Source organism: Thalassobacillus sp. CUG 92003, from assembly GCF_013618635.1.
Lineage (GTDB): Bacteria > Bacillota > Bacilli > Bacillales > Halobacillaceae > CUG-92003.
This window is the reverse complement of the sequence record NZ_JABLSJ010000002.1, coordinates 1-25623: the sequence shown is the minus strand read 5'-3', so window position 1 is coordinate 25623 and position 25623 is coordinate 1. Positions and strand designations below refer to the sequence as shown.

The following is a 25623-nucleotide window of genomic DNA, read 5'->3' as shown; positions in this document are numbered from 1 at the left end:
GCCCCCTACTCCCCCTTATAACTAAGTGAAGATTCCATTTAGAGAATTGGGCTTATAAACCTCTATATCCCTTACCTTCATACCATCAAAGTAAATGGTTCCTTTAACTTTCTTCTTTACAATGGGAATATCTTCATTGTCTAAAATTACTTTGAAATAACGCCAAAATACCTGACGTGATTTGGTTCCCTTATCGTCAATCCCTTGCACTTGTAACCATTTAGTGTAAATGTTGTAAAAATCCGACTGTTTAGTGCGTGCTCCTTCCTCCAAAGATACATGTGAGTGAAAAAAATCTCTCACCGGATTTTGCTCGTCCATGTAAGTACGTTCGGTTTCTTCAATCGCTTTACATGGGCTAAATCTATAGTTGTTGTTTCTCAACCGCTTTAGGCCAATAAGTGCCCATGTAAATATTCCGGGAAGTTCTTTCAGCAGTTCTTCTTTTAAGTAAACGTTTTGTTCTTTATTTTTAAAGGTCCTAGAGAATGGAACAATCATAACCTTTCGAAAGTAGCCTGCTGTTACATCTGAGGAGTCAGGTAGATTATTGACTAAAAAGACTAGACGACAGTATGGACGATAACTGATAGGAGAACGATATTTGATATTTATATTCATTTTATCTCCGCTTACTATTGCTTTGAAATTCTCTGTTTTGAGTGCTTTACCACCCATCTCGTTCTCAGCGGAAATGTTAAGAGACTTTCCAATTATGTTCTCCAAACCAAAGGGTACATTAAAGTCGGATAGTGGCACATTGCTAACATTCTGTGAACCAACTAATTGGGTTACAACGGAAGCCAACACGCTTTTTCCATTGGCTCCACTTCCGTAATAATAGACCGCTTTTTCCGCTTTCGTTTCTCCAGTAAGCCAGTATCCAATCAATTCTTGATGAACAGCAACTAGTTCTTCGTCATTGAGCGTAATATCACTCATGAATCTCTCAAACTTAGGTGCTATTGCTTCTATATCGTAGTAGATTGGGATTTGAACTGTAGAATTGAAGTCAGGAGAATGTTCCACTAATTTGTAAGTAGAAAGGTCAACCATGCCATTTTTGACATTGATGAAATTACGTTTCGAGTCCATTTCATCAACCATCTGTGCTTCACGTTGCAGAACTTTAAATATTTCTGTTTCATACGTGCTCTTCCAACTGTTACTTATACCTTCATGCATTACTTGCCGTATTATGTTCCCAAGATTCACTTCAGAAAGCTCTTCATATACTCCCTTTTGGTTGTATAGAAAAAGCCTTCCACCTTTTGTTGAACGAACATGACTTCTCTTTAAAAAATGTCTTGCAAAAACATTGGCATTGAAGAAATAGCGGTTCTTTTTCTCGTCATAGAGAAAACCTCTTTCTTCTGCCTTCCCAACGTTTAAGGTTTGTTCCAGTTCTAGTAGTAAATCTCCTGGGACTAACGACTCGCATATAGGTTCAGTTGAGTCAAAAATCTCAATTGACGTACTTCTAGGCAGTTCACGGGCATATTCCATTAAAGCTGAAAAGAGAGCTTTTCTTTCTCCCTCCCTCGCAACCATATTTACAGCCGTTATTAACAAGCTGAGCTTATTTTTATCTTCTAATTCCTGTAGCAAGTTTTTAAGGTAATCTGATGATTTAAGCAATCTGATGTTGCTCAATGAGTATTTACTTAAAAAATCTTTCTTGGAATTAGGTTCATTTGGTCCCTTGGAGTCGTCTTTAGTTACAACATCCATAGACTTCTCTTGCTTATTTTCCAAGCTTCTTTCTTTTCTTCTCCGCTCATTGAATGCTTTTTCACCTTTTAGTTCAGGTCTCTTTACTTTTCTTAGGGCCACTACGCCACCTCCCCATATGCCTTAAATAAACAGCAATTAATTATCTCGATAGGTTCGTTTTCAGGTGCTCCAAAGCACTTGTAATTAAACTCCGGGAAAAAATTAATACTTTCATTACTTACTGTTCTTACCGAGCATTCAGGGTCATCCATGTAACACCCATCTTGTATACTTATTCCAGAGATATTTGACTGATTAAGGAACTCTGCGAACTCTAGTTGCAAACCAGCGTATTGACCTCTAGTCATTACCATTTGAAAACCTTTAGGATAGAAGTCAATCTCTAATACTCCTTCATGAATGTTGATTCGATTCGCAAGCACTCTCTGAACTGAAAGGTCCCTTACTAATCGTTTAATTAGTCTCTGCATTCCATCAGAAGAAGTCCCCTTAGGAATCGGAACCTGAGCTGCTAGACGATAGATTGCGTTGACACCGTCATAATGGTCGTTCCTTGACTTGGTTAAAGATGATACTGCGACTTGGTGGTTATTTCTTTCTCTTGTGACATGCATTTGCTTTACCTCCATTAATTAATTTTTTCTTTGTTAATCACTTCCTGTAATAAATCATATCAAGGGAATAAAAAAACAATTAGTAGGGGAGGAAAAATTTTTTCTCCCCCCCTACTAATTAAAAACAAACAAAAAACCGCCATAGAATATGGCGGCTAATTTTATACATTATTTATGAAGCTCTCTTAGAGCGTTTTCCAACACAATTTTACTATCTTCATAGGTTATACTATTGGGATTTTCATCCTCATCAATAGCTTGGATTACTTTATCTTCAACTTCCTCATGTCGAATTTCACTAAAGGTATCTACCACTTCATCGAATTCAATAAAGCACTGATATATCTTTTTCTCCAAGTAGTCATACAGTTCCATTACATCATTTTCATTAAGTAATCTTGAAACTGCGCTTTCATCAGTTAAACCATCGGGCCCTGTACTATGACCTAAATTTTCAAAGGCTCCATACCTCAATTCTGCCTTCTTTAACAACCAACTAAATTTATCAATTAAACGGTTATGATTTTCAGCTGAAAAATATTGATGCTCTGCAAAAATCCTGTTTCTGATTTTCTCTTTTTGATTTTTATCCGTAATATCTTTCGTGCTATATTCAACCAGCCCATTTATTAACTCCCTCCATTGGGAATGAGGTAAACTTTCTAATCCGTAATCTCTAATTGCTTTTACTGCTGGCGAAGTAAAGTTTAAAAGTAAATATTTTATGTATTTCTTTGAATCAAGTGGTATGGCAAACTCTCTGCCACTCTTTATTGCGTTTTTATCTATCCCTTTAACCTGGAGAAGTACTGTTAATTTTCTCACCTGGTCATTTTTGAAGTTGTCAAACGAATTTCTCCTTTCTTCTATTATTTTCACAAGTCCCTCTTCTTTCATCACAAAGTCTTTATTACTTTCAAATGCAAGTTCTTTCGAAATTTGGTACATTGTAACCGTCTCTTTTAAATTCATATCTTATCTCCTGTCTTAGGTTAGTAGGGAGAAGCAAAAAAAATACAATCCTAGTCTAGTCAATTATTTTACTACATCTTCCATTCTAATAATATTAATTGATGTCTCAACCTACTATATTAAGCTAGTCGATGGGAGATTTAATAAGAAAAGAAGGGAAATAGATGGTTATTCCCCTTCATTATTACCCCTCACTGATAAATGGTTGGTTCTATAAAATCAACATACCACCAATCCTCGCAACCAATATCTCTTTGGTAGAAGCTACTACTTTCAAGACATACTTTTATTTCTATTTCATTAATTCCGTCTCTGGCTAAAAAGTACGCAAATGAAATGTCCTCCATATCAAACATAACCTCTTGATAAGAACGTTCTTCTAATTCACTAATTGTCCTGTACCATTTTGCATCCATAATAACTTCATGGTTAGTCATTTCTCTATTCCTCCTCACCCCTAGACAGCAGTTCTTCATAAATCTTTTTACCGTCTTTCAAGCAAATTAAAAAGAGTGGATAGTTAGTATCGGCATCTGCAGCCACACTAACTATCCACTCATTTACTTTTGTTTCATAGGAACACGTTTGTACCAATACTAGGTCTGGGGTGAATTCCAACATCTCCTTAGAAACAAGGCCTTCATCTAACTCTTCTTTATACAACAAAATACTTTCTTCTCCAACTTGCTCTTCATCAATATCGATTTCATATTGCTTCCACATAAAAATAGAAAAGTTTTCCGAACCAAAATAACTCATTGTTCTCCTCCTTATCCCTCACACATTAAGAGGGTCAGTAATACATTCTCTTAAATAATATATATTTAATATTTATTTGGTCCAATAGTAGTTACCTAGAAAGACAAATATATATTATTAACTAGAATTGATTATAAAGGAGGGGCATCAAAACCTTGTAAACCACCAAACGTTGCACACTAAATTAAAGCTCTACCGTCAGTACCTTTCTTAATTTGCAAATTCTCGTCATTAGTAAGCTCTCCATGTTCTATCTCGATTACAGCAACAAAACCCTTATCTACCGGATAATCTGCCTTAGACCAAACATCAAAATAAGGACTAAGCTCTCTAAAATTCCCAACTCTGTCTGTTAAATAATTGTACATCTCCCTGGAAGGAAGTATTAGTACTCCACCAATTAATTTTCTATTCAATATACCAGTGAAAATTTTATTCAGTGCCCTGTGAGATGAGCTAATATTCCCCGTCTCCCATTCGACTGCAAAGTATTGATTTTCAACGGGGAACACGGCATCAATTGGACCAGGTCTCTTTGTTGTTACGCCAACATCTAATCTATGTTCCAGAATCCAACCATTGTCCTTTAGTCTAGTCATGAATGAATCTTTTATTGGTTTTACACCGTTCGCCTTTTTACCATTATAAAGCTTGAATACTCCAGTTCCACTTGGGTTTTCCATTAATAAAATTGAATCCTTTATTTCTTGAATGATACTCTCACTAAATTGTTTGTGATTTCCCTTATCCATTAAGATTTCGATATCTTTAATTTTCATTTTTCCCACTCCCTCTTTTGTAATCCCTTTGGATTTAATTTCCATCAGGATTACAAAAAGTGTACCTGAGTGGGCAGAAGTTGTCAAACTTAATCCCCAACCTCATATTGGATGGAAAAAATTCGAATATTTGTTTACCTTAACTTAACTGTGATTAAATGATAAAATTACTATTGTTAAAGCACTTGGAGGTGCACCTATGAATAATCAAAAGCTTTTTTCTGTACTTAATATTACTGATAATAAGACCCTCAAAGAATTTGCAAAGAGAACAAATATCAGAGTACCAAAATTACGATATTACAATGAAAATTCCATATTTCCACACAGTGAAGATTTAGAAAAAATTCTAGAGGAAGCTGACTTGAGTGAAATCGAATTCAGAATCAAGATGGGAGTTATTGACTCCAACATACTTGACTTAATTAGTAATAACTCAAAACAAATAAGTGAAATAATACAGAAAGACTTTAATAATGAAAAGGAACAGAGTCATTCTGCCTTCCAGCCTAAATTCGAGACTAAACTTGGAAAATTGTATCAAGAGGACAGTTTAGAACTTATTAAGTCTTTACCGAAACAATCTGTAGACTTGATATTTGCAGACCCACCATTTAACCTCGATAAAAATTATGAATCCAAAATGAATGATAAATTGTCGAAGGAAGAATATAAAAAATGGACTGAGGAATGGATACTTGGTTGCATTGATTTATTAAAAGAGGGAGGAGCATTCTTCTTATGGAACCTCCCATCTTGGAATACCTATAGTGCAGAAGTACTAAGTAAATACCTCAACTTTAGACACTGGATTGCTGTAGATATAAAGTATAGCTTACCTATTGCGAATAGACTTTATCCCGCACATTACTCGTTGTTATATTATGTTAAAGGAGAAAAACCCAATACATTTAAGCAAGAGCGAATCCCCTTAGAGATTTGCAAAAAATGCGGCGCGGATATTAAAGACTACGGAGGCTACAAAAATAAATTAAATCCAAAGGGACTCTCATTGCCTGACGTTTGGAAAGATGTCTCTCCTGTAAGGCACAAGAAATATAAAACTAGAGATAGTAACCAGTTACCTGTTAACTTGCTTGAAAGGGTAATAAGCATGTCTTCTAAAGAAGGAGATACCGTATTTGACCCATTCGGTGGTAGTGGAACCTCCTATATTGTCAGTGAAATCCTAAATAGAAATTGGATTGGGGGTGAAATTGGCCCTATTGATTCTATTAAAGAGCGCTTTAAAGATATTGATTTCCATAGGGAACAAATTTATAAAATACAAAGTAAAAAAAATACCTTGTTCACTGATGAAATGAGACAAATAAGAGAAAAAAACGAACACTGGCTACCTGTTGATGAAGAAGTGGATGACAAAGATAAAGAAGAAAAAAATAGTAGTACACAGGTCGATATCTTTTCTATATCCTGATTTCTTAAAAAACCCCGAACTATCTCGAAACCCATGAGGGAAATTCGAATGATAGTTCGGGGTTTTATGCATTGTGATGAAACTTTTATTCTATCTTTTTTTTATATGAATTCCTTTATTTCCTGAAAGAACTTCAAATCTTCTTCTGATTTAATAGATAAGAGGTTATCATCTGTTTTTCTAGTCAACCATTCCTGGAAATTTTCCTTTTCAAATAGAAGACTAGTATAGTTGATACCATAGCTATTATGGGTAAACTCAATAGTTAATTCTTTTCCGTACTTTATCCTAAACAAAAATCTCTGATTTCTGTCAGATTCACCTTTAAGATAGAAATGTATATTTGACACAATTCCTATTTCATGAGAATTAGGGTCATAGATATTCTCCAACCAATAACTAAATCCCCTAACAGCCAGTTCGTCACCACTAACTTTATTATCGAAATTATATAACCTGGCTTTCACCCTATTTTTACCTTGAAATTTTGTTTCAATAACGCTGTCTATACTTACATCTGCAACGGCAGGTGAAACATCTACGTCTGAGGAACTGTGTTGTACTCTCTCAAAAATATCTTTAGAATGAGCAAAGTTCTTGAATATATTGGAAATATTGTTCCCATATTCATCTATAATATCAATTATTGCTGCTAATTTAGACTGAACAAGTTTGTCTAAGTTTACAGAGGAAAAGAATTCAGATGTATCTATGTTGTATTTCCCTATTTTACTTGTCCCGATGTGATTAAAAATTGAACACGCTATTAGTTCTTCACCATAAGTGAGTATTGCTTCCTGTTCATTTTCTACTTCTTCTTTAAGATTGTGAATAGAGGCAGAAATCTCCCTATATATTTTAACCGTATTCCATACATAGAAACTCGTAACACTAGGGTTAAACAACTTCTTATAACGACTGTGGTTCAAGTCGCTCCATATTTTCCCTGTTTCTCTATGTGCTAATGTTGCAGCATCTATATCACTCGCACAAGACAAAGCAACTGTACTCTCTTCTAAATCAAAATTGATATCATCGGTTGTGACTTCATCAGACCTCATAACGTGATAGTATATACCTTCTACAGCTAGTTCACTCGCAATGCGTTTTTGTTGTTCATCTAACGATACAAAATCTCTATTTTGTATTTTATTTTGTCTATTATTGTTTTTTGTTACATTCTCAGCAAACTTTTTATCAACACCTGTACTGTCTTCACCTGTGTCTTTTAGTGAGATTATTCTTACAAATACTTTCACATTGTCCAGGGTGTCCATTTCATCTTCTAATACCGAATATTTACCTATAGTCCCCACCGTCTGAGCACCATTGACAATAAATGCGTCTTCACAATCAAATACTCCAAAGTCTCTATTGTCACCATTAACTCTTCGTTTGGATATATCATCACATATAATTGTAATTCCGTTATTGTAGTACCAGAAGTTTTCGGGGTCCACATCTATTGTGTTCCTTATTTCTTCATTGATGGTAGAATCTCCGAGTAGCTTCCTTATATTCTTTGTGAAAAGTCTATTCCCATACATTTTCCACCAATCAGAAATTTGCTTAGCATCTACTTGTCCATAGTATGCAAGCTTCGGTTCTGTTCTTTTTCCCCATTCAGTTAAATACAGCTCTTGAATATTTATAGGTTCACTACTAGATGAATCAATAAGTGATGCATGTAACCGTGACTGATTCATTATTTCTAGAAAGGTTCCTTCACTTGAATCATTTTGTCTTTGTAATAATTCATCAAAACAATTTTTTGAATCATCTGATAAATTGTTTGCGGTATATGCTAAAACCACTTTTAATTTTGTTTTAGGATTTAACAGATAGCCTTTGATTTCTTCTTTTCTTTCATTTACCTTTTCATTGAACTTATGGAACTTTAAGCTTATTAAGTCTTCTACACCATCTACAAATTTTTTTATTTCCCCTAAATCTGGTTCAGAATCACCTTTATGATTCCACTTAGATTGTACAATGAATAACTCTTCATAATCCTTATCAAAATAAATGGCGTCTATTCCGTTATCTCTTGACCCATCAGTGATAGATTTTGCAAATTCCTCTTTTTCTCCTTCGCAAAGACACTGTATGGCATAAGAAGCGAGTGCCCTTGTTAAAAAAAAGTTTTCTTTGTTTCTATCATGTGCATCTTCTAAATCTATAAGTCCTGTGTACTCTTCAAATAAGCGATTTCTTATTTGGTTGACTTGCATTATACCCATAATTATCCCCCAAAAGATTATTAAATGTAGCACAATTTTACCATATATTACTTTTTCTGAGTATTCATTTTATGCTTTCAAAAAAAAAACAAAGTTTTTATAAAAACCTCATTTACTTATGGTACGGTTCCCCCCTCAAAATCTTAAACGACCGATAAACCTGCTCCACAAGCATCAAACGCATCAGCTGGTGCGGGAACGTCAGCTTTGAGAAGGACAGGGCGAAGTCGCTGCGGCTGAGGACGGCTTCGCTTAGGCCGAGGGAGCCGCCTATGATGAAGGTGATGTGGCTGTTGCCGTAGGTGGCGAGGTCGTCGAATTTTTTGGCGAGTTTGTCGGAGGTGAGTTGTTTGCCTTCGATTTCTAGGGTGATGACGTAGCTGTCTTTATTGATTTTGTTGAGGAGGCGTTGGCCTTCTTTTTGTTTGACTTCGAGTTTGTCGGCTTCGCTCAGGTTTTCGGGTGCTTTTTCGTCGGGGACTTCGGTGATGGTGACTTTGGCGTAGGGGTTGAGCCGCTTGACGTATTCGTCGATGCCCTGGATGAGATATTTTTCCTTCAGTTTGCCGACACTCAGGATGGTGATGTTCATAAACGGTCCCTCCGTTCGTTGAATTTGTTTCTATTTTACACGATGAGCGGGTATAAAAACATCCAGCCAGTGCGATTGCCGGCTGGATGGTCTTTATTGGGTCTGAGGTACGGCTGCGACGTGTTCGATGACGCTGTTGATGTTCATGCGGCTGATGCCGTAATGGGTGACGAATCGCACGGTGTGCGGGCCGAACGGGGCGGCCAGGATGTCGTTTTCCTTCAGCATGGTGAGGAATTGCTCGGATGTATACCCGAGGTTTTTGACGTTGACGAGGACGATGTTGGTTTCGACTTCGTTTTCGATTTCCACACCGTCGATTTTTCCTAATTCGCGGGCCAGGATTTCCGCGTGCTTCTGGTCTTCAGCCAGGCGATTAACCATATCCGTTAGTGCGACCAGCCCGGGCGCAGCAAGGACACCAGCCTGACGAAGCCCGCCGCCGAGGCGCTTGCGCCATTTGCGGGCGCGGGCGATGAAGGCTTCCGATCCGGCAATCACTGAACCGACGGGAGCGCCTAATCCTTTGGACAGACAGACCTGGACGGTGTCGGTCAGCTCCGCGTATTTTTGCACGGGGAAGCCGGATGAGATCGAGGCGTTGAACAGCCGGGCGCCGTCTAAATGGATGGGGATATGGTGCTCGCTTGCGATTTGATAGATGGTTTTCATATTTTCGATTGGGAGGAGTGCGCCGCCTGCGCGATTATGGGTGTTCTCCAGACAAATCAAACCGGTTTCCGGGAAGTGGATGTCGTGAGGTCGGATGGCTGCGGCCACATCGGATGGATCCATGGCGCCGCGTGTGCCGTTCAAAGTGCGGGGCTGCACACCGGCTAATGCTGATACGGAAGCCGCTTCGTACATAAAGATATGGGAGTTCGCCTCCATGATGGCTTCATCGCCGCGATTACAATGGGTGAGCACGGCAATCTGGTTGCCTTGGGTGCCGCTTGTCACAAACAGGGCATCTTCTTTGCCGAGCAGTTCGGCAGCTTTATGTTCGAGCTGGTGGATCGTAGGGTCTTCTTCGTACACATCATCTCCGACTTCGGCGTCGTAGGCTGCTTGTCTCATTGCTTCTGTCGGTTTGGTTACGGTATCGCTTCGTAGATCAATCACGTCATTCGCCTCCGTCTTTTATATGGTTATCCCCATTGTAAGGGAAATGCAATTAAAATGAAAAATTAATGCCCACACAGGCCTCATGGGTGTGGATAACGTCACTAAAAAAACAATCCACAGGTAAGTTTTACAAGTAACGGATTTAGTTACCCACATTATCCACAAAGTTATGCACAGGCTCTGTTTACAGCCCGCTATGCACAGGTTATGCACGTCTTTACACAGGTTTTCCACACATTTCATCCACATTCACACATGGGATTTCAGCTATTTAGTATTAGAATTGGTGTTCGCTACTAAATATGCTGATTTATCCTCATGTCTATGCACAGGCTGTGGATAAACATAAGTGTTATCCCCATTAAAAAATGCCGCAGCGATTAACTGCGGCATTTCATTTACCTGTTTAGAAATTTTGTGTGCCTAATGTGACGGTCGTCGTGTTTTGTTCACCATCACGGTAGTACGTGATCTCCAGTTCGTCGCCTGGATTTTTTTCGTTGTACAGATATTTGCGCAACTCGAGAATGTTATTCACCTTTTGATCATCAAGCTGTACGATGACATCTAACGGTTTTAAACCTGCTTTCGCTGCGGGTGACATCTGCTCTAAGCTGCGAATGTACAAGCCGCCTTCGACATCATCAGGAAGATTCAAGGTTTCATCCCATTCTGAGCTCGGCACATCGCTTAAGGAGTACGCTTCGATGCCGATGTAAGGACGATCGACCTGGCCGGTTTGTTCGAGTTCATCAATGATCGGCTTGGCTGTGTTGATCGGAATCGCAAACCCGATGCCTTCGACAGCGGCCCGGGCTACTTTCATGGAGTTGATGCCGATCAGCTGCCCGTTCATGTTGATCAGGGCGCCGCCGCTGTTACCGGGGTTGATGGCGGCATCGGTCTGGATCACTTCCGCCTGCCACTCTGGCTGCCCGTCTCCGTTCAAGTCCTGCGGGATGGCGCGTTGTTTGCCGCTGATAATGCCTTTGGTGACCGATCCGGAGAACCGGAGGCCGAGGGGGTTCCCGATCGCGATCGCCGGCTCGCCGACGTTGATGTCATCGGAATTTCCCAGTTTGATGGGTTCGCCCACTTCTTCGGCTGACATTTCCAATACGGCGAGATCCGTGAATTCATCATTTCCGATCATCTTGGCGCTGACGCGCGTTTCATCGGATAGCACAACTTCGAGTTCATCGGCGCCCTGGACGACATGATAATTGGTGACGACATATGCGGTGCCGTCGGCTTTTTTATAAATGACACCGGAGCCTTCACCGGCTGTGTTATCGCCTTCGTCCTGCCAGAACTCGGCCCGCTCCTGGATATTGACAACACCGACGACAGCGGGGGAGACGTTCTCAACCACGTCTGTCACTTGCGTCGTGATGTCCACTTCTATGTTTTCCGTTGTGCCGGTCAATCCTTGATCATCTTCCACCAATCCGCTTTCATCATCGGGGATGGTCATATCATAGGGGATCAAGTTGGTCTGAACCAATGCTGGGAGCGCAAGCAAGATGAGCACAGCACCCAGGATGATGCCGACAATGGTCGGCATGACCCACCGACGGCGATTATGCTTCCGCTGGGTAGCGGGGGAATGGTCGTCATAGTATCCCAAAGCTTTCACCTTTCCTTTCTGATTCTGTTTAAGCCATACCTCTATTTATTTCCTTGTGGCTGCACGCCTTAAACGCGCTTTAGACGACTTCGTAAAGCGGCGTTGCCTGCGCTGGGTCGGTATGATGAAGCTGGATGCGGGAGCCGATTTCAAATCCGCGCTCCTTCAAAATGTTTTCAACTGACATGCGAGCCAAATCCTTCATGTTATTATCTTGGCTCAAATGGGCCAAATAAATCCGTTTTGTGCGATCAGAAATTATATCATTTAATGCAAGTCCGCAATCTTCATTGGACACATGGCCCGAATCCCCGAGAATACGCCGCTTCGTATTCCACGGATAGCGGCCCATCCGGAGCATATCGACGTCATGATTCGCTTCGAAGATTAAGGCATCCGCATCTTCCACGGTTTTTTTAATGCGTTCTGACACGTAGCCTAAATCGGTGACCAGTGATACCTTCTTGCCGTGACTGCGGAAGGTGTAGAACATCGGGTCTGCCGCGTCATGTGAGACGGCGAAGGATTCAATGTCCAGATTCCCGAACGTGCGGGTTTCCTCCATGTTGAAAGGGAATTTCTGGTCCAGCGAGATCTTCCCGATGTGCCGTTCCATCGCGTGCCACGTTTTCTCGTTGGCGTAAATCGGTAAGTTGTAGCGTCTTGCCATAATGCCGAGTCCTTTAATGTGGTCACTATGCTCATGCGTCACCAGAATTTTGGTGAGCTCGTGCGGCGTCACATCGATCTGGCCGAGCAATCCTTCGATCTTTTTTCCACTGAGACCGGCATCCACTAGAATCTTTTCCTCTCCTGACTCAATATAAAAAGCGTTCCCCGTACTGCCTGAAGCGAGTACACTAAAGCGTAACGTCATCTATCTACACTCCATTTAGTTAGTCGACTCATCGTCGGCCTCAGACGTATTTTCCGCTTCGCCGCCTGAGGCATCGTTCTCCCCGTCGTTATTGCTTTGACCGCTCGTGTCTTCATCCGGATTTTCTTCGTCGGGATTGATGATGACATCATTTTCCCCACTAATCAAACTGCTCATATTATCAAGCGTGCTCGTAATGAAGTCACTTTCGGTAATTTCTAAAATAACCCCGTCCGCTGCATTGACGAAATAGTCGTCTTCGTCGTTGACGGTCACCTTCCATGTTGGCGCCAGCACCTGCAGCGTATTGTTGTCATCGGGGTCAAGGTTGGCTTTGGAATGATACCCAATGGATATATTCGTGATTTCATCCCCCGAACTTATGTTGCCTTCATTCAATAATAACTCCACAGTGTTCAACGGTGCAATCAACGACTTATCTTCGTCCAACGTCTCGACGTCACCGAGCCGTGTCTGCGCATAGCGTGTAATCTGGCCATCTTCCACAAACAGGACAATCAGGCCTCCTTCATTGTAATAGACGGTCTGATTGTTCGCTTTTTGAAAGAACAAAACGGTGTCCTGCTCTTCGTTCATCCCCCAATACGAATACTGGCTGCTGAACGGGACATTCTCCTGCACCGCGTCTATGATGGTATCCGAATCACTCGTATCCACATCCACCGGCTCCTGGAATTCCGAGACGAGCAAGTCCTCATCGACCAGCGTATAATTCTGGTTCTCCAGCTCCTCCAATTGCTCTTGGTCCTCTTCGCTATACGTCGAGCGGCTGGCACTGATAAAGGAGGGACTGCTGTATTCCTCTGGTACTTCCGAGATTCCGATATTCTGCTCATTCAAGCGGTCTTCCACGGTATCCTCTTCCAGCGTGCCGCCCTGCTGACTTTGCTTGTCCATAAACTGTTGCAGAAGGAACAGGTCAAGCACCAGGAAGCTGATGATAAATAACGTTTTAATCTGTCCCCATTGCATGGCCCGTTCCTCCTTTAACTTTTCTCATCTGTATCGACTTGCTGCCAGCTGCCATTCACTTTGACGAACCAGGAAGGGGACAATTCATATACCACGTCCAAACCTTCTTCCCGGGGCGTAAGCGTGTAGCCGACGTTGATATCTTCAATATTATCCGTACTGAACCGGCGCGATTGCTGTATGAAGAATTCCAGATCTTCACCGGAAGCGAGTGTGTCCATCTCTCGCTCATCCGCAGGGAATTGCGATTCCAATTCCACAAGCGGGCGATTGTAGCCGGCCACCTGTTCCTCTGCGTAGCGAATGTCGATGGATGCAAGTCCAGCTCCGTTATAAATCGGCAGCTGATTATAGTACATTTGATAGGTGATCGTGTTCTCGGACCCAGACAGGTCCATAATATTGTAAGTGTCCGTCCAGCCCCTGTGATCGTTCACGAAATTAATGCTGTCTGTCAGGACCTCGTAGGTGTTCATCGTACTGTATCCGTCGATCGGATTGACAAATTCCATCAGTTTGCCGTCTTTGGAAATGTTGACCGAGCGAAATGAATCGGACAAACGCTGAGAACCGCTTGAGGTTTGGCTTTCACGCACTACAAACGGGTCGGGAAAGAGAACGTTTTTTAACGGAAGAAACGGAAAACGATTGAGTGACACGACTTCGATTGGAACCTCCACATTATCAAACGGCAGGAAAATGCGACGTTCCCAATCCTGCTGGAATAAGTACATGGGTTGTTTATTTGCTTGATTATCGAATTCATCCGTCAATTTTTCTATATCACTTTCATTACGTAAAAACCCGCTCATAACACGATCGCCGCTCGTGGAGATGAATCGGACTTCTATTTCTGAGTTTGCATCATCTATGATGAAAAACAACCGATCGAACCGGGCGGAGGTGGTGTAGCTGCCTTCCCCTTCCAGGCTGAAAATATCAGAGATCACCTGGGCGGGCAAAGGGGTGGAAAAGGCAAGTTCGACCATTTCATTCGCCTCGGGGTATGCCGGGGCATCGTCGTCCTCTTCCTCGGTATTTTGCTGTGATTGCGGCGTCTGAAGATCATAGATCGTCCAATCCCGCATCAGTTCATAGACACCGGCATCCTCATTATTTTCCTCATAAGCCGTATAACTGCTGCTGTCGTGAAAAATGATTTGGCTCGGCTCAATGATATCAGAGAGTTGAGCCTCCGCTCCTGCTAGTTCGGAGTCCTCTACATAGTTATCATCTTCGATCCGTTCCGATTCCGGCTGATAATTCCAAAGCGCGACGGTCAGAAGCAAACTGAACATGATTAAAATGACGAGGATGACCGATTTCAATGTTTCAAAATTCATCGATTACCCCTCCGCTTCTTACTGATGAGCGGAAGCGTAAAGAACACGGTCGTGCCTTTACCTTCTTGACTCTCAGCCCATATTTCACCGTGGTGGGCTTCAATGATCTCCCGCGCGATGGCTAAGCCGAGACCTGTGCCACCGACCTGGCGGGACCGGGCTTTATCCACACGATAGAAGCGGTCGAAAATTTTATCAACGGTATCGGCCGGAACGCCCATCCCCTGGTCGGAAATGCTGACTTGGAGACGGTTCTTCGCCTTCTTGACCTGGAATTCGATCTCGCCGCCTTCAGGGGAGTACTTAATCGCATTGGAAATGACGTTATCGAGCACCTGGGTGACTTTATCTTTATCGATCCATACGATAAACGCTTCATCCGGAAGATTCCGCTTGAACGTAATCACCTCTTGCTTATTCATTTCAAACCGATCGATGACGTTATGGAAAAAGTCGATATACTCGACGCGCTCTTTTTGCAGATTGGCTTCTTTATTGTCCATGCGCGATAGCTGAAGCAAATCATTGACGAGCCGGATCATCCGGTCCGTTTCATTTTGGGTAACATCAAGAAACCGCGGCGCGATCTCCTGATCCTGCCAGGCGCCATCTGTCAGCGCTTCAAGGTAGCTGCGCATCGTGGTCAAAGGCGTCCGAAGCTCGTGCGACACATTCGAGACAAATTCGCGGCGCTCTTGCTCGATCCGTTCTTGTTCGGTGACGTCACTGATCACCGTAATAAAACCATCTTTCTCTTCATACTCATCCTGCACGACAGAAAAATTGGCTTTCAGCAATAACGGCTGCTCATCTGTGCTCATATCAATAATAATCGAGCCGGCATCTTCCACTTCGGATATGTTTGCAATTTCATCATTCAGGTTAAGTACATCAATAAGAAACTGACCCTGGACTTCTTCGAATGATTGACCGACTAAATAGGATGCCGGCGCATTCATGAGAATGATCGCACCGAGACGATCCGTCGCAATAACACCATCCGACATATTCGAGAGAACAGAGCTCAGTTTGCGCCGTTCCCCTTCCGTCGTGGCCTGGGAAAGCTTGAGCTTATCATTCAAGTCATTGAACGTTTCACCCAGCTGGCCAATCTCGTCATTACCATGGATGTTGACTTTTTGCGAAAAGTCGCCGGTGGCCATGACTTGAGCCTGCTTACGCATTTCCGTCAATGGTTTCGTAATGGTCCGGGCCACTAAAATACCGAGCAACACGGTGATCGTTAACGAAATCAAGGTTCCATTGGCAAAAATCCGGTTGATTTGCCGGAGCTGCGAATAGATATCCTTCATATCAGCTTGATAATAAATCGCCCCGACGACTTCTTCTTCGGGTCCGACCCGGATCGGCTCGGCTCCGATCCACAGCCGATTCTGCTGCGGATCGGTATATTCCTCAGGATTATTCTGACCGAATAACAACGCCTCGGATACTTTAGGAGCGGTCACCTTTTTGCCGACACTCGAAGGGTCCCCCAAGGAAGCAAGCACGCGGCTATTGCTATCAACGACTTGAAGTTTCACGATATCGTTCGGATTGAAATCGTCGATGATGCTTGAGACTTCCGCTTGCAAAGAAGGCTCGTCTTCTGAGCGATCATCATTTTCAAACGCTTGTCTCAAGCTGTATTTGATGACATCAAGATTCGTATTAATGGACGACTCGAAATTCTCGTGCATGTTTTCTTCCAGTTTATCCGCAAAATAAGCGCCAATCACCTGGATGCCCAATAACAGAAGCATGATATAGACGAGGATGATTTTCAGTCGGACAGACTGAAAAAAACCGACTTTCTTCATACAAACTACTCCTGTTCAGGGTTTCGTAAATAATAACCGACGCCGCGACGCGTCACGATCCACGTTGGGTTACTTGGGTTTTCCTCGATTTTTTCACGCAAACGTCGTACCGTAACGTCAACGGTACGCACATCGCCATAGTAATCATAACCCCAGACGGTTTCGAGCAAATGTTCACGCGTCATGACTTGTCCGATATGACGGGCTAAGTAATGAAGCAGCTCGAACTCACGGTGGGTCAGTTCAATGTAATCGCCGTCACGGGTTACCGTGTAAGCATCCGGATGGATCGCTAAACGGCCGATTTTGATGTCTTTCGCAGGCGTAACCCCATCGTCCGGCTCTGTCTGATGACGGCGCAGATTCGCTTTGACCCTTGCAATCAGTTCCCGATTGCTGAACGGCTTGGTCACGTAATCATCGGCCCCCATCTCGAGCCCGAGCACCTTATCAATTTCGGAATCTTTTGCCGTCAGCATGATGATCGGCATGTTATGGTTTTTGCGAATTTCACGGCACACTTCATTGCCGTCCTTGTTCGGCAACATGATGTCAAGCAGGATCAGCTCAGGATTTTCCTGGTCCGATTTCTCAACCGCTTCGTCTCCATCAAATGCACAAACGACTTCATAGCCTTCCTTTTCTAAATTGAACTTCAATATATCGGAAATAGGCTTCTCATCTTCGACTACTAAAATCTTTTGAGCCATTACATCCACATCCTTTTCTGCATCTTCATAGCTACTCCCTATTTTAACGCATTTCCAGCTAAATGTCTTATATCGTCTAATGTACATAAAAAAAAGCCGCGCTGCAACTAGGGTGAGCGCGGCGTAGATCGTATTCAGTAAAATGTCATCGGGTTGACTAACGATCCATTCTTATACACTTCAAAATGAAGATGGATCCCGGTAGAATCGCCTGTCGACCCCATCGTACCAATTGAGCTGCCCCGGCTGACGGTCTCGCCAGTGCTGACATCCGTCGAAGCAAGGTGAGCATAAACGGTTTTGTAGCCGTTATTATGGTTGATCACAATCTTGTTGCCATAACCGCCTCCGCTTTCCACGGACTTGACGACCCCGTTATCGGCTGCTTTAATGGTGCGGTCCGACACACCGGCGATATCGATTCCTTTGTGAAGTGCTCCCCAGCGTTCACCTTGCTTACTAGTCACTGAGCCACCTTCTGCCGGCCAGCCCAAATCGCCGGATCCGCGCGAGGGCTTTTCCTTCGTCCCTTTACGGATAATCTCTTTGACCGGTTCGTCAATTGTCATCTTCTTCATGGTGCCCTGACCATCCTGCTTCCCATTAACGGTACGCACGTAAGAATGGATTTCCTTCTTGCCATCTTTTCCTGCTTGCTTGACTTCTTGTTCCCCTTTATACAGCGAATCCGATTCAACGACCTTCTTATCATGCTCGACCGTCTTGGTTTCCGAGGTTACTTCTTTTACCGTTACCTCTAACACCGGCTCCTCGGTCGTCACTGTCAAACTCTGACCCGCTTTCAGCTTCTTCTCGCCATCAAGCGACTCATTCAAGTCCTCAAGCTTTGTCTGGGATAAATCATATTGCTCCAGCACCTTATCCATCGTGTCGTCTTTTTTCACTTTATGCGTCGTTTTAACTTCCTTATCGTCATCGAGCCGATTGACGCCATCTTTAACGGAGATGATCTTACCCGGATGCACCGTGGTGCCGGAAATGGTCACCTCTTCAGATAAGCTGACATCCGCCACAATTGTGCTGCCTGTTTTCGGTGTGCGCGCTTCGTTCTCAGCTTGTTCATACGCGCGCAGCTTATCAGCATCGGCAAATGTCGCCTTGTACTTAAACAACGCTTTTTTTGCTTGCTTCCGATCTTTAAAATAGCCGAGCGTCTCGTCGCCCACCATAAGTTCAGCGGCGTTCGCTTCTATAGCTAATGTGTCATCCAAATTTTTCAGGGTCTGCTTATTATCAAAAGACGGCGCAAACATTTTTTCTTCAACAAAGGAAACCTTTTCTTCTATGTTAAGCTCGTAATCCCTATATTTTTTCTCTGCTTCAGCCATCTGGTCATCGATGTATGTCTCAACTTGTTCTTTATCATCGACAGAACCGATATGTTTATCGCCCACATACACGTGGTAAACCGTGGATACCGTATCCTCCGCATACGCGGAACCAACGGTTAAACTCGTACCAATGACGAGGATAGCTGCTACGATTTTCAAGAAGCTGCTTGCCCAGGACGGCTTGGTTGATTGCTTAGACTTCCACACGACATCTTTCCTCCTATTTCCTTGAACCCTAATATATTCCTCTATTACGATTGTAATCGCTTATATTTCTTACACCTCAACAATCTATCATAGTTTATGAGACTTACGAAACAGGTATGGAAGAATGTAAAATAGATATAAAATACCAGCCAAATTATGGTTGAAATAGAGTTTCTTATGTAATAAATAGTGTAAAATGTAAAGGTTTTATCTGAGTCGAACGTATATCTTTACAGTTCTGTTACATAAGAGCAAAGGCGCAAGCGCCCCGGGAGCTCCGACACGCATAAGCAAAACACCAGGAGGAAGGTGGTCTCTCCTTCCGCAAGGTGGGTTGCTTATGTCGCGAGGAGCTGGGCGCTGGAGCCGGACGTGGCTTATTAGATATGTGGTATCCACAGGGCACAAATTTTATTATTTCTTAGATAACGATAAAAAGAGAACTGGAAGGTTTCCAGTTCTCTTTCTTAGTGGCTCGGGACGGAATCGAACCGCCGACACACGGATTTTCAGTCCGTTGCTCTACCGACTGAGCTACCGAGCCGTTAATATAGAGTTAAACGATATAAGTTCCTCGCTCATTATCTTGTTTCGAAGCAAATTCAGGGATGTTCTGTGCTCGTCTCGTTGCAAGGGAATTCGGTGATGCCTACGCTCCTCGCAAAGCCTCGCGCTGATGCTCTTTCAGGGAGGTTCTTCGGCTTCTCTACCGACTGAGCTACCGAGCCGTAGTTTAAGGATATTTCGGGATGAGTCGCTCGCTCATCATCTTGTTTCGATGTGTCTTCAGGGACGTCTCGTTTCACGTTAATGTATGTACGTCATGCAAATCCAGCTCCTGAACATTAAAATAATCATGTGCGCCACTGTAATTTTGCATAAAATGAAGCTGGCTATTCAAACGAGAATTGCACCTCAGTTCTTTCCTTGAACATGCTGCAACGAGATTCATACTATCACACCACAGTTGTTTGCGCAATAGCGAGTTGCGACCTCCCCTCCCTTATTATTCACGATGATAGGCATTCATTTCCCGCAGAAGTTGATCAGGGTCCTCCACCGGAAGAAAGAGTGATAGATTCGCTTGCTGCACAAACCCAGCTTCTACGGCATGCTCCACCATATTAATAAAAGGCGTGTAGTAACCGGCCACGTTGAACAATCCGATTGGCTTGGTGTGCAGACCGATCTGTGCCCAGCTTAAGGCTTCAAATAACTCTTCCAATGTGCCGAACCCGCCGGGAAGGGCGATGTATCCGTCCGAAAGTTCGCTCATCTTGGCTTTTCGTTCATGCATGGTGTCGACCTCAATCAATTCTGTGAGGCCTTGATGGCTCGCCTCTTGATGCGCAAGCACACTTGGCATGATGCCTGTTACGTGTCCGCCGTGCTCTAGAATCGTGTCGGCGATCACGCCCATCAATCCGCTCGTGGCACCGCCGTATACTAATTCAATGCCTTCTCGGGCAAATGCTTTCCCAAGCTCAGCTGCTTGTTCCTGGTAAAGCGGGTTTGTTCCAGAATTGGAACCTGCAAATACACAAATTTTTTTCATGCTCTGCCTCCATTCAAAAATGCTGTGCCATTATCGTATATCGTACAAAAAAGCCTGGCCGTTGACCAGCCAGACCTCTTTACGTTATTCACTATAGACACTGCGGACGATATTCGTTTGCGTCCGGTCAGGTCCTACCGAGAAAACGGACAGGGGAATCTTCGTCAACTGCGAAATCCGTTCCACATAATGACGCGCATTCTCAGGCAGTTCGTGCAGACTTTTGACGCCCGTGATATCTTCCGTCCATCCCGGCATTTCTTCATAGACAGGCTCACATTCTGCCAGCACGTTCAAGCTGGCCGGAAATTCATGCATCAGTTCACCGCGGTACCGATAAGCGGTGCAGATTTTCAACGTTTCAATGCCGGTCAGCACATCGATAGAATTCAAGGAAAGATCGGTGATGCCGCTGACTCGTCTGGCATGCCTTACCACCACGCTGTCAAACCAGCCGACGCGGCGTGGCCTCCCTGTCGTCGTGCCATATTCGCGGCCCACTTCACGGATTTGTTCGCCGGTGGCATCGTCCAATTCTGTCGGAAACGGCCCGTCGCCGACGCGTGTAGTATAGGCTTTAGAGACGCCGACCACGTGCTTGATTTTTGAAGGACCGACGCCCGAACCGATCGTGACCCCGCCAGCAATCGGGTTGGAGGACGTTACGAAAGGATACGTCCCTTGATCTATATCAAGCATGACGCCCTGCGCCCCTTCAAACAAAATACGGCGTCCTTCATCAAGATTTTCATTGAGCACGACCGATGTATCGCACACGTACTTTTTAAACTGCTGACCGTATTCGTAATACTCCTCCACAATCTCCTCGACCGACATCGGACCGATTTCATACACTTTTTCAAACAATCGGTTCTTTTCCTTCAGATTCTGTTCCACTTTTTCCCGGAAGCTCTCTTTGTCTAACAAATCAGCAATACGAATGCCGACACGCGCCGCTTTATCCATATAAGCCGGTCCGATGCCTTTTTTCGTCGTGCCGATCTTGTTCAGCCCTTTTTGTTCTTCCTGCAAAATATCCAGCTTCAGGTGATAAGGGAGAATAACATGCGCACGGTTGCTGATGCGCAGGTTATCCGTGGAAACCCCTTTATCATGTAAGTATTCCAGCTCTTCCATTAAGGCCTTCGGATCGATGACCATCCCGTTCCCAAGCACACAAAGCTTATCATCAAAAAAGATCCCCGATGGAATCAAATGCAATTTATACGTCATATTATCAAATTTAATCGTGTGTCCCGCATTATTCCCACCTTGATAACGCGCTACAACTTCAGCGTTCTGGGAAAGAAAATCCGTTATTTTACCTTTACCTTCGTCGCCCCACTGGGTTCCGACAACAACTACTGAAGACATAAGGCACCTCCGCCATGGTAATTTGTCTTTTGTTTATTTTCATGGTCAGTCTATCAATATTCCATCCATGCGTCAATCCGAAATCCGAACGATATTGAAATAGAAACCATTTTTGTTCGTTAAAAAGGCTGGCTGAAAGGTGCTGTTAAACGCATTTGCTCAAACAGTTATGCTAATCATAGTAAAACAAATAATCCAACTATCGAAGCTAAGATCCCACCTACCCTATTTACAATTAATGCAAGTTCACTAGGCTCAGCATCACGTAGTTTCCAACCAATTTCTAGATACCAGGCTGCATGCGGAAATATCGCACCTAATAAACCGAATAAGATCATTACTATACCAAATGGATCCCCCGTTGAAATGTTCTTAGATGTAGTAGCGTCCCCATTCAACTTCTCATATTTATCAATAGCCTCTTCTGCTAAATCCATCTCTTTATTTGTTAATTCCTCAGAGCCTCCGCCACTCCCAGTATTTCCTGTTTGTTCATAAAAATATGTTTGACCGTTTTCGAATTCAACTTCATATCTGTAACCGTTAGAATACTCTTCAAAGTATACCTTCACTATTTCTCCATTCGATAATTCAACTTCTTCTGAAGAATCTGCCAATACATTAATGGTTGTAATAAGGCATAAAAATATCATTACAATCACTTGTATGGTGAGTCTCATCAAGCCAGCCTCCTTAGTAGGCGCAAACCTTTGCCACAATATTTTCATCTATCTTTATTTACGGAGACTATCAATAAAAGTTACAGTGTTAAACTTTTCTGTCGATTAATAGATTTACGCTTTAAGGAGTTGTCTATTCAATAGGACAAAATTAAGAAAAACGCTCAACTTATTAGTTAGCATAGTGCAGTCCTAAATTATACGCTCTAGTCAACCAAGCTTCCATATAGCCGGGTTGTACACTTATCGTTTCATATAAAAGTTCGAATTGTGAATGTTGGATGCCGCAATAATTTGCTAATCCCACGTTGAAATATCGGGACATCATCTCATCATACTGCCTCTTCTCAAAACGCTCAATTGGGGCGCCGGCCAGGCTGAGCCACAATACTTTTTCATGATCAAGCTTTCCTGGCCCATAAGCAAAGCCCCAGTTCCAAACGCGGTCTATATACCCTTTTAACATTGCAGGCATGCTCCACCACCAAAGCGGAAAAACAAAAGCCAAAGCATCGTGTCTTTTCATGCGTTCCATTTCCATTTCGACCTCAGCAGAATAGGTTTGATGTTCTGCAGACCATTCAGGCTCATCCTCTTCCCAAAGTACCGGATTAAAACCACTCTGATAAAGATCTAATACTTCCGTTTCGTGACCTGCGTCCCTAAGGCCTTTTACGAAATGATCGGCAACTTTAAAAGTCAAAGAATCCTCTCTTGGATGAGTAACAACTGTCAGCACCTTCATTAGTAATTCCCTTCTTTCTTATATTTTTAGAAATAACTCTTATATATATTTATATATCGGGAAATGTCGATATATTCATTAAAAAAAAACCGATTATAGTTTTTCTTTAATGAATGTGGATACATCTTGAATCGTTTTTTCATTTCTTCGGTAGTAGGTCCATTTTCCATGGCGTTCGGATTTTAACAGACCAGCCTTTTGCATCATAGCTAGATATTGAGATGTCGTTGATTGTGACAATTGAGCCTTCTTTTGAATAACTCCTACACAAACACCGCCTTTCTCATCAATATTTTTCGGATCTTTGTCTGGAGGATTGTCAAAGTGTTGTTCTGGTTCTTTCAACCATCTCAATATATCGAGGCGTGTTTCATTTGATAGAGCTTTAAAAATATCGATATGTTTCATACTCTTAAATTAATCGGTTTTTTTCGATATGTCAATATAAATAGTTCGACAGTTATTCCTTATAACAGCCAAAGGAGTAACTCGAAACAAAGTTTTTGTCGGTCGTCATCCTTCTCTCTACTTATATTATACTCCAAATAATAAATTATTTGTAGACTACTCTTTGTGTAGTCCCTGTCATATACTGTTATATACAAATCTAAATATAAGAGGTGTATTAGTATGAATGACAAAAAAGATGTCTTAGATAAAGGCCCTTTCTTTCATGGTACTAAAGCCGACCTTAAACTTGGCGATCTGTTAAAGCCGCAACACTTATCCAATTACCAAGACAAAAAATCAAACTATATCTATTTCACAGCGTCATTAGATGCTGCAAAATGGGGTGCTGAACTAGCAACAGCTAACTCAAAAGAAAGAATTTACCTTGTAGAACCATTAGGTGATTTTGAAAATGATCCGAACTTAACTCACAAAAGATTCCCAGGAAACCCAACACGTTCTTATCGCTCTAAATTCCCTTTGAAAATTGTAGCTGAATTAAGTAAATGGGAAAGGCATTCTGATGAAGACATCAATCATATGCTGACATCTTTAAAAAAGCTACGTGAAGAAGGAAAAAATGTCATATACGATTAAGAATAAATGCAGATACAAAGGTGACAAAAATAGCCCCCCATCTTATCCCCCAACGTGACAGTTAATTAAAAGAGGGGGCTACTGATGTATATTATATTTGGCATTTGATCCATGTATGAAATGGCAAAATTTTTGTTCTTGAAGTCTGTTAAAGTAAAGCCCCCGTTTCTTTAAGAATCAGTTTCGAGATAAACATCAATTAGTTGCACAATATTCGATGATTACTAAATTTCTTCACAGCCCCTTTAAAAAGATTTAAGAGGCTTCTTTTACAAATGCTGGGTTAATTTAAGAATTGACTTTAATTTTTCAGAGTAATTGTAGTAACCCGTACTAAACTCAAACAAAGTACTCTGCTTATATATTTCTATATGCTTTAGGTCCATGGATATGGATTTCAGATAACTCTTTAAATCCTTATTTTCTATTAGCTGACTGGCTTGATCAATTAACAATGTCTTCTGAAGAATATTTGTTTCTAGTTTAGTGTTATTACTGTTTGTCAATTTTGTTATTTGTTGATCGGTAGGGGTAAAAAATTCCTCAAAGTTCTGCAATGTTGGAGTGTTTACCTCTTCATTAACATTCACTGATTCCCTTGCTTTCAATAAAAGAGTAGCTGCAACTGTTTTTCTCTCTTCATTAGGTATTTCATCTACATGAATTGAACCCCGGTCCTATCTTTGAAAAAATCATCTATAGGGGTAACATCTTCAAAGTATTCTCGAAACAATTCTTCCGTTGATTTTTCACTCCCTAGCTCATCTTCCGAATTTCGGTTTTCGTCCTTTGGTTGATCACTGGGGGAGGATAATTCATTCGTAGAATCGATGTTCACTTCCTCGCTATTGGGTTCAAAAATGAAGAACAGGACGAGCATACATAAAAGGGCGATTATTGATAAATATACTTTATTCATACATGCCTCCTAACAAATATTCAATTCATTATAAACATAAAAAAACTCTTCTTTATTTCAGAAAAGCCCCCTCGTATAATACTTATAAGAGCTCTTCCTAGAGGAATTTCCAGTTGGATCC

Annotated in this window: 24 protein-coding genes and 1 tRNA gene; 2 read left to right on the top strand and 23 right to left on the bottom strand. The window is 42.3% G+C overall.

Annotation, left to right across the window (positions count from 1 at the left end; all coding sequences use genetic code 11):
- Positions 1-21 precede the first annotated feature (21 nt).
- The 6 genes from HOP45_RS02750 to HOP45_RS02725 form a co-directional block, all read right to left on the bottom strand.
- On the bottom strand, positions 22-1833 hold the full coding sequence (locus tag HOP45_RS02750) for a DNA primase family protein (protein ID WP_181347383.1): 1812 nt from the start codon (positions 1831-1833) through the stop codon (positions 22-24).
- Complete coding sequence (locus HOP45_RS02745) at positions 1833-2348, bottom strand: hypothetical protein (RefSeq protein ID WP_181347382.1); 516 nt, start codon at positions 2346-2348, stop codon at positions 1833-1835. Before HOP45_RS02745 ends, HOP45_RS02750 begins: the two co-directional genes overlap by 1 nt.
- A gap of 168 nt (positions 2349-2516) precedes the next feature.
- Entirely contained in the window at positions 2517-3320 is an 804-nt protein-coding gene (locus HOP45_RS02740) for a hypothetical protein (protein ID WP_181347381.1), read from the bottom strand.
- A 191-nt stretch (positions 3321-3511) separates the two neighbouring features.
- Complete coding sequence (locus tag HOP45_RS02735) at positions 3512-3757, bottom strand: hypothetical protein (RefSeq protein WP_181347380.1); 246 nt, start codon at positions 3755-3757, stop codon at positions 3512-3514.
- Positions 3758-3761: 4 nt separating this feature from the next.
- On the bottom strand, positions 3762-4079 hold the full coding sequence (locus HOP45_RS02730; RefSeq protein ID WP_181347379.1) for a hypothetical protein: 318 nt from the start codon (positions 4077-4079) through the stop codon (positions 3762-3764).
- A 179-nt stretch (positions 4080-4258) separates the two neighbouring features.
- The gene (locus tag HOP45_RS02725) at positions 4259-4945 is read right to left on the bottom strand and encodes a BglII/BstYI family type II restriction endonuclease (protein WP_219914460.1); all 687 of its coding nucleotides are present in this window, start codon (positions 4943-4945) and stop codon (positions 4259-4261) included.
- Between the two features lie 112 nt (positions 4946-5057).
- On the opposite strand from HOP45_RS02725, the gene HOP45_RS02720 reads away from it, so the two are divergent.
- Positions 5058-6296: a DNA-methyltransferase gene (locus tag HOP45_RS02720; RefSeq protein ID WP_181347378.1), complete on the top strand. Its 1239-nt coding sequence runs from the start codon at positions 5058-5060 to the stop codon at positions 6294-6296.
- Positions 6297-6397: 101 nt separating this feature from the next.
- Here the strand turns inward: HOP45_RS02720 and HOP45_RS02715 are convergent, their stop codons facing one another.
- The 16 genes from HOP45_RS02715 to HOP45_RS02640 form a co-directional block, all read right to left on the bottom strand.
- Positions 6398-8536 (bottom strand): AIPR family protein, encoded by a 2139-nt coding sequence (locus HOP45_RS02715; protein WP_181347377.1) that lies wholly within the window; start codon positions 8534-8536, stop codon positions 6398-6400.
- A gap of 112 nt (positions 8537-8648) precedes the next feature.
- Complete coding sequence (rlmH, locus tag HOP45_RS02710) at positions 8649-9128, bottom strand: 23S rRNA (pseudouridine(1915)-N(3))-methyltransferase RlmH (RefSeq protein WP_181347376.1); 480 nt, start codon at positions 9126-9128, stop codon at positions 8649-8651.
- A 93-nt stretch (positions 9129-9221) separates the two neighbouring features.
- Positions 9222-10250, bottom strand: coding sequence for a low-specificity L-threonine aldolase (ltaE, locus tag HOP45_RS02705; protein WP_181347375.1), 1029 nt, complete (start codon positions 10248-10250; stop codon positions 9222-9224).
- A 409-nt stretch (positions 10251-10659) separates the two neighbouring features.
- Complete coding sequence (locus HOP45_RS02700) at positions 10660-11880, bottom strand: S1C family serine protease (protein WP_181347374.1); 1221 nt, start codon at positions 11878-11880, stop codon at positions 10660-10662.
- 79 nt (positions 11881-11959) lie between these two features.
- A complete protein-coding gene (locus HOP45_RS02695; protein ID WP_181347373.1) occupies positions 11960-12757 on the bottom strand; it encodes an MBL fold metallo-hydrolase in 798 nt (265 codons plus the stop codon).
- Positions 12758-12772: 15 nt separating this feature from the next.
- Positions 12773-13750 carry a two-component system regulatory protein YycI gene (locus HOP45_RS02690; RefSeq protein ID WP_181347372.1) on the bottom strand — a complete coding sequence of 326 codons (978 nt, stop codon included), beginning with the start codon at positions 13748-13750 and terminating at the stop codon, positions 12773-12775.
- 14 nt (positions 13751-13764) lie between these two features.
- Positions 13765-15093, bottom strand: coding sequence for a YycH family regulatory protein (locus tag HOP45_RS02685; protein WP_181347371.1), 1329 nt, complete (start codon positions 15091-15093; stop codon positions 13765-13767).
- On the bottom strand, positions 15090-16913 hold the full coding sequence (gene walK / locus HOP45_RS02680) for a cell wall metabolism sensor histidine kinase WalK (RefSeq protein ID WP_181347370.1): 1824 nt from the start codon (positions 16911-16913) through the stop codon (positions 15090-15092). Before walK ends, HOP45_RS02685 begins: the two co-directional genes overlap by 4 nt.
- A 5-nt stretch (positions 16914-16918) precedes the next feature.
- On the bottom strand, positions 16919-17623 hold the full coding sequence (gene yycF / locus HOP45_RS02675) for a response regulator YycF (RefSeq protein WP_181347369.1): 705 nt from the start codon (positions 17621-17623) through the stop codon (positions 16919-16921).
- 134 nt (positions 17624-17757) lie between these two features.
- Positions 17758-19182 (bottom strand): peptidoglycan DD-metalloendopeptidase family protein, encoded by a 1425-nt coding sequence (locus HOP45_RS02670; RefSeq protein ID WP_181347368.1) that lies wholly within the window; start codon positions 19180-19182, stop codon positions 17758-17760.
- 471 nt (positions 19183-19653) lie between these two features.
- Positions 19654-19726 (bottom strand) — tRNA-Phe (locus HOP45_RS02665).
- 462 nt (positions 19727-20188) lie between these two features.
- Positions 20189-20737, bottom strand: a complete 549-nt coding sequence (locus HOP45_RS02660) for an LOG family protein (protein ID WP_181347367.1) — start codon at positions 20735-20737, stop codon at positions 20189-20191.
- 84 nt (positions 20738-20821) lie between these two features.
- Positions 20822-22111, bottom strand: coding sequence for an adenylosuccinate synthase (locus HOP45_RS02655; RefSeq protein ID WP_181347366.1), 1290 nt, complete (start codon positions 22109-22111; stop codon positions 20822-20824).
- A 176-nt stretch (positions 22112-22287) separates the two neighbouring features.
- Entirely contained in the window at positions 22288-22791 is a 504-nt protein-coding gene (locus HOP45_RS02650; protein ID WP_181347365.1) for a DUF6199 family natural product biosynthesis protein, read from the bottom strand.
- Positions 22792-22963: 172 nt separating this feature from the next.
- The gene (locus HOP45_RS02645) at positions 22964-23536 is read right to left on the bottom strand and encodes an NAD(P)H oxidoreductase (protein ID WP_181347364.1); all 573 of its coding nucleotides are present in this window, start codon (positions 23534-23536) and stop codon (positions 22964-22966) included.
- Between the two features lie 93 nt (positions 23537-23629).
- Positions 23630-23944 carry an ArsR/SmtB family transcription factor gene (locus tag HOP45_RS02640; protein WP_181347363.1) on the bottom strand — a complete coding sequence of 105 codons (315 nt, stop codon included), beginning with the start codon at positions 23942-23944 and terminating at the stop codon, positions 23630-23632.
- 222 nt (positions 23945-24166) lie between these two features.
- Between HOP45_RS02640 and arr the strand changes: the two genes are divergently transcribed.
- Positions 24167-24583, top strand: a complete 417-nt coding sequence (gene arr / locus HOP45_RS02635) for an NAD(+)--rifampin ADP-ribosyltransferase (protein ID WP_181347362.1) — start codon at positions 24167-24169, stop codon at positions 24581-24583.
- A 655-nt stretch (positions 24584-25238) separates the two neighbouring features.
- On the opposite strand, the gene HOP45_RS02630 is transcribed toward arr, so the two are convergent.
- Positions 25239-25502: a hypothetical protein gene (locus HOP45_RS02630; RefSeq protein WP_181347361.1), complete on the bottom strand. Its 264-nt coding sequence runs from the start codon at positions 25500-25502 to the stop codon at positions 25239-25241.
- Positions 25503-25623: the final 121 nt, after the last annotated feature.

Excerpts from the sequence above, each read along its gene's own strand:
- HOP45_RS02745 (WP_181347382.1), bottom strand. The coding sequence starts at position 2,348 with ATGCATGTCACAAGAGAAAGAAATAACCACCAAGTCGCAGTATCATCT.
- HOP45_RS02740 (WP_181347381.1), bottom strand. The coding sequence starts at position 3,320 with ATGAATTTAAAAGAGACGGTTACAATGTACCAAATTTCGAAAGAACTT.
- HOP45_RS02735 (WP_181347380.1), bottom strand. The coding sequence starts at position 3,757 with ATGACTAACCATGAAGTTATTATGGATGCAAAATGGTACAGGACAATT.
- HOP45_RS02730 (WP_181347379.1), bottom strand. The coding sequence starts at position 4,079 with ATGAGTTATTTTGGTTCGGAAAACTTTTCTATTTTTATGTGGAAGCAA.
- HOP45_RS02720 (WP_181347378.1), top strand. The coding sequence starts at position 5,058 with ATGAATAATCAAAAGCTTTTTTCTGTACTTAATATTACTGATAATAAG.
- HOP45_RS02715 (WP_181347377.1), bottom strand. The coding sequence starts at position 8,536 with ATGGGTATAATGCAAGTCAACCAAATAAGAAATCGCTTATTTGAAGAG.
- rlmH (WP_181347376.1), bottom strand. The coding sequence starts at position 9,128 with ATGAACATCACCATCCTGAGTGTCGGCAAACTGAAGGAAAAATATCTC.
- HOP45_RS02695 (WP_181347373.1), bottom strand. The coding sequence starts at position 12,757 with ATGACGTTACGCTTTAGTGTACTCGCTTCAGGCAGTACGGGGAACGCT.
- HOP45_RS02690 (WP_181347372.1), bottom strand. The coding sequence starts at position 13,750 with ATGCAATGGGGACAGATTAAAACGTTATTTATCATCAGCTTCCTGGTG.
- HOP45_RS02685 (WP_181347371.1), bottom strand. The coding sequence starts at position 15,093 with ATGAATTTTGAAACATTGAAATCGGTCATCCTCGTCATTTTAATCATG.
- walK (WP_181347370.1), bottom strand. The coding sequence starts at position 16,913 with ATGAAGAAAGTCGGTTTTTTTCAGTCTGTCCGACTGAAAATCATCCTC.
- yycF (WP_181347369.1), bottom strand. The coding sequence starts at position 17,623 with ATGGCTCAAAAGATTTTAGTAGTCGAAGATGAGAAGCCTATTTCCGAT.
- HOP45_RS02660 (WP_181347367.1), bottom strand. The coding sequence starts at position 20,737 with ATGAAAAAAATTTGTGTATTTGCAGGTTCCAATTCTGGAACAAACCCG.
- HOP45_RS02655 (WP_181347366.1), bottom strand. The coding sequence starts at position 22,111 with ATGTCTTCAGTAGTTGTTGTCGGAACCCAGTGGGGCGACGAAGGTAAA.
- HOP45_RS02650 (WP_181347365.1), bottom strand. The coding sequence starts at position 22,791 with ATGAGACTCACCATACAAGTGATTGTAATGATATTTTTATGCCTTATT.
- HOP45_RS02645 (WP_181347364.1), bottom strand. The coding sequence starts at position 23,536 with ATGAAGGTGCTGACAGTTGTTACTCATCCAAGAGAGGATTCTTTGACT.
- HOP45_RS02640 (WP_181347363.1), bottom strand. The coding sequence starts at position 23,944 with ATGAAACATATCGATATTTTTAAAGCTCTATCAAATGAAACACGCCTC.
- arr (WP_181347362.1), top strand. The coding sequence starts at position 24,167 with ATGAATGACAAAAAAGATGTCTTAGATAAAGGCCCTTTCTTTCATGGT.
- HOP45_RS02630 (WP_181347361.1), bottom strand. The coding sequence starts at position 25,502 with ATGAATAAAGTATATTTATCAATAATCGCCCTTTTATGTATGCTCGTC.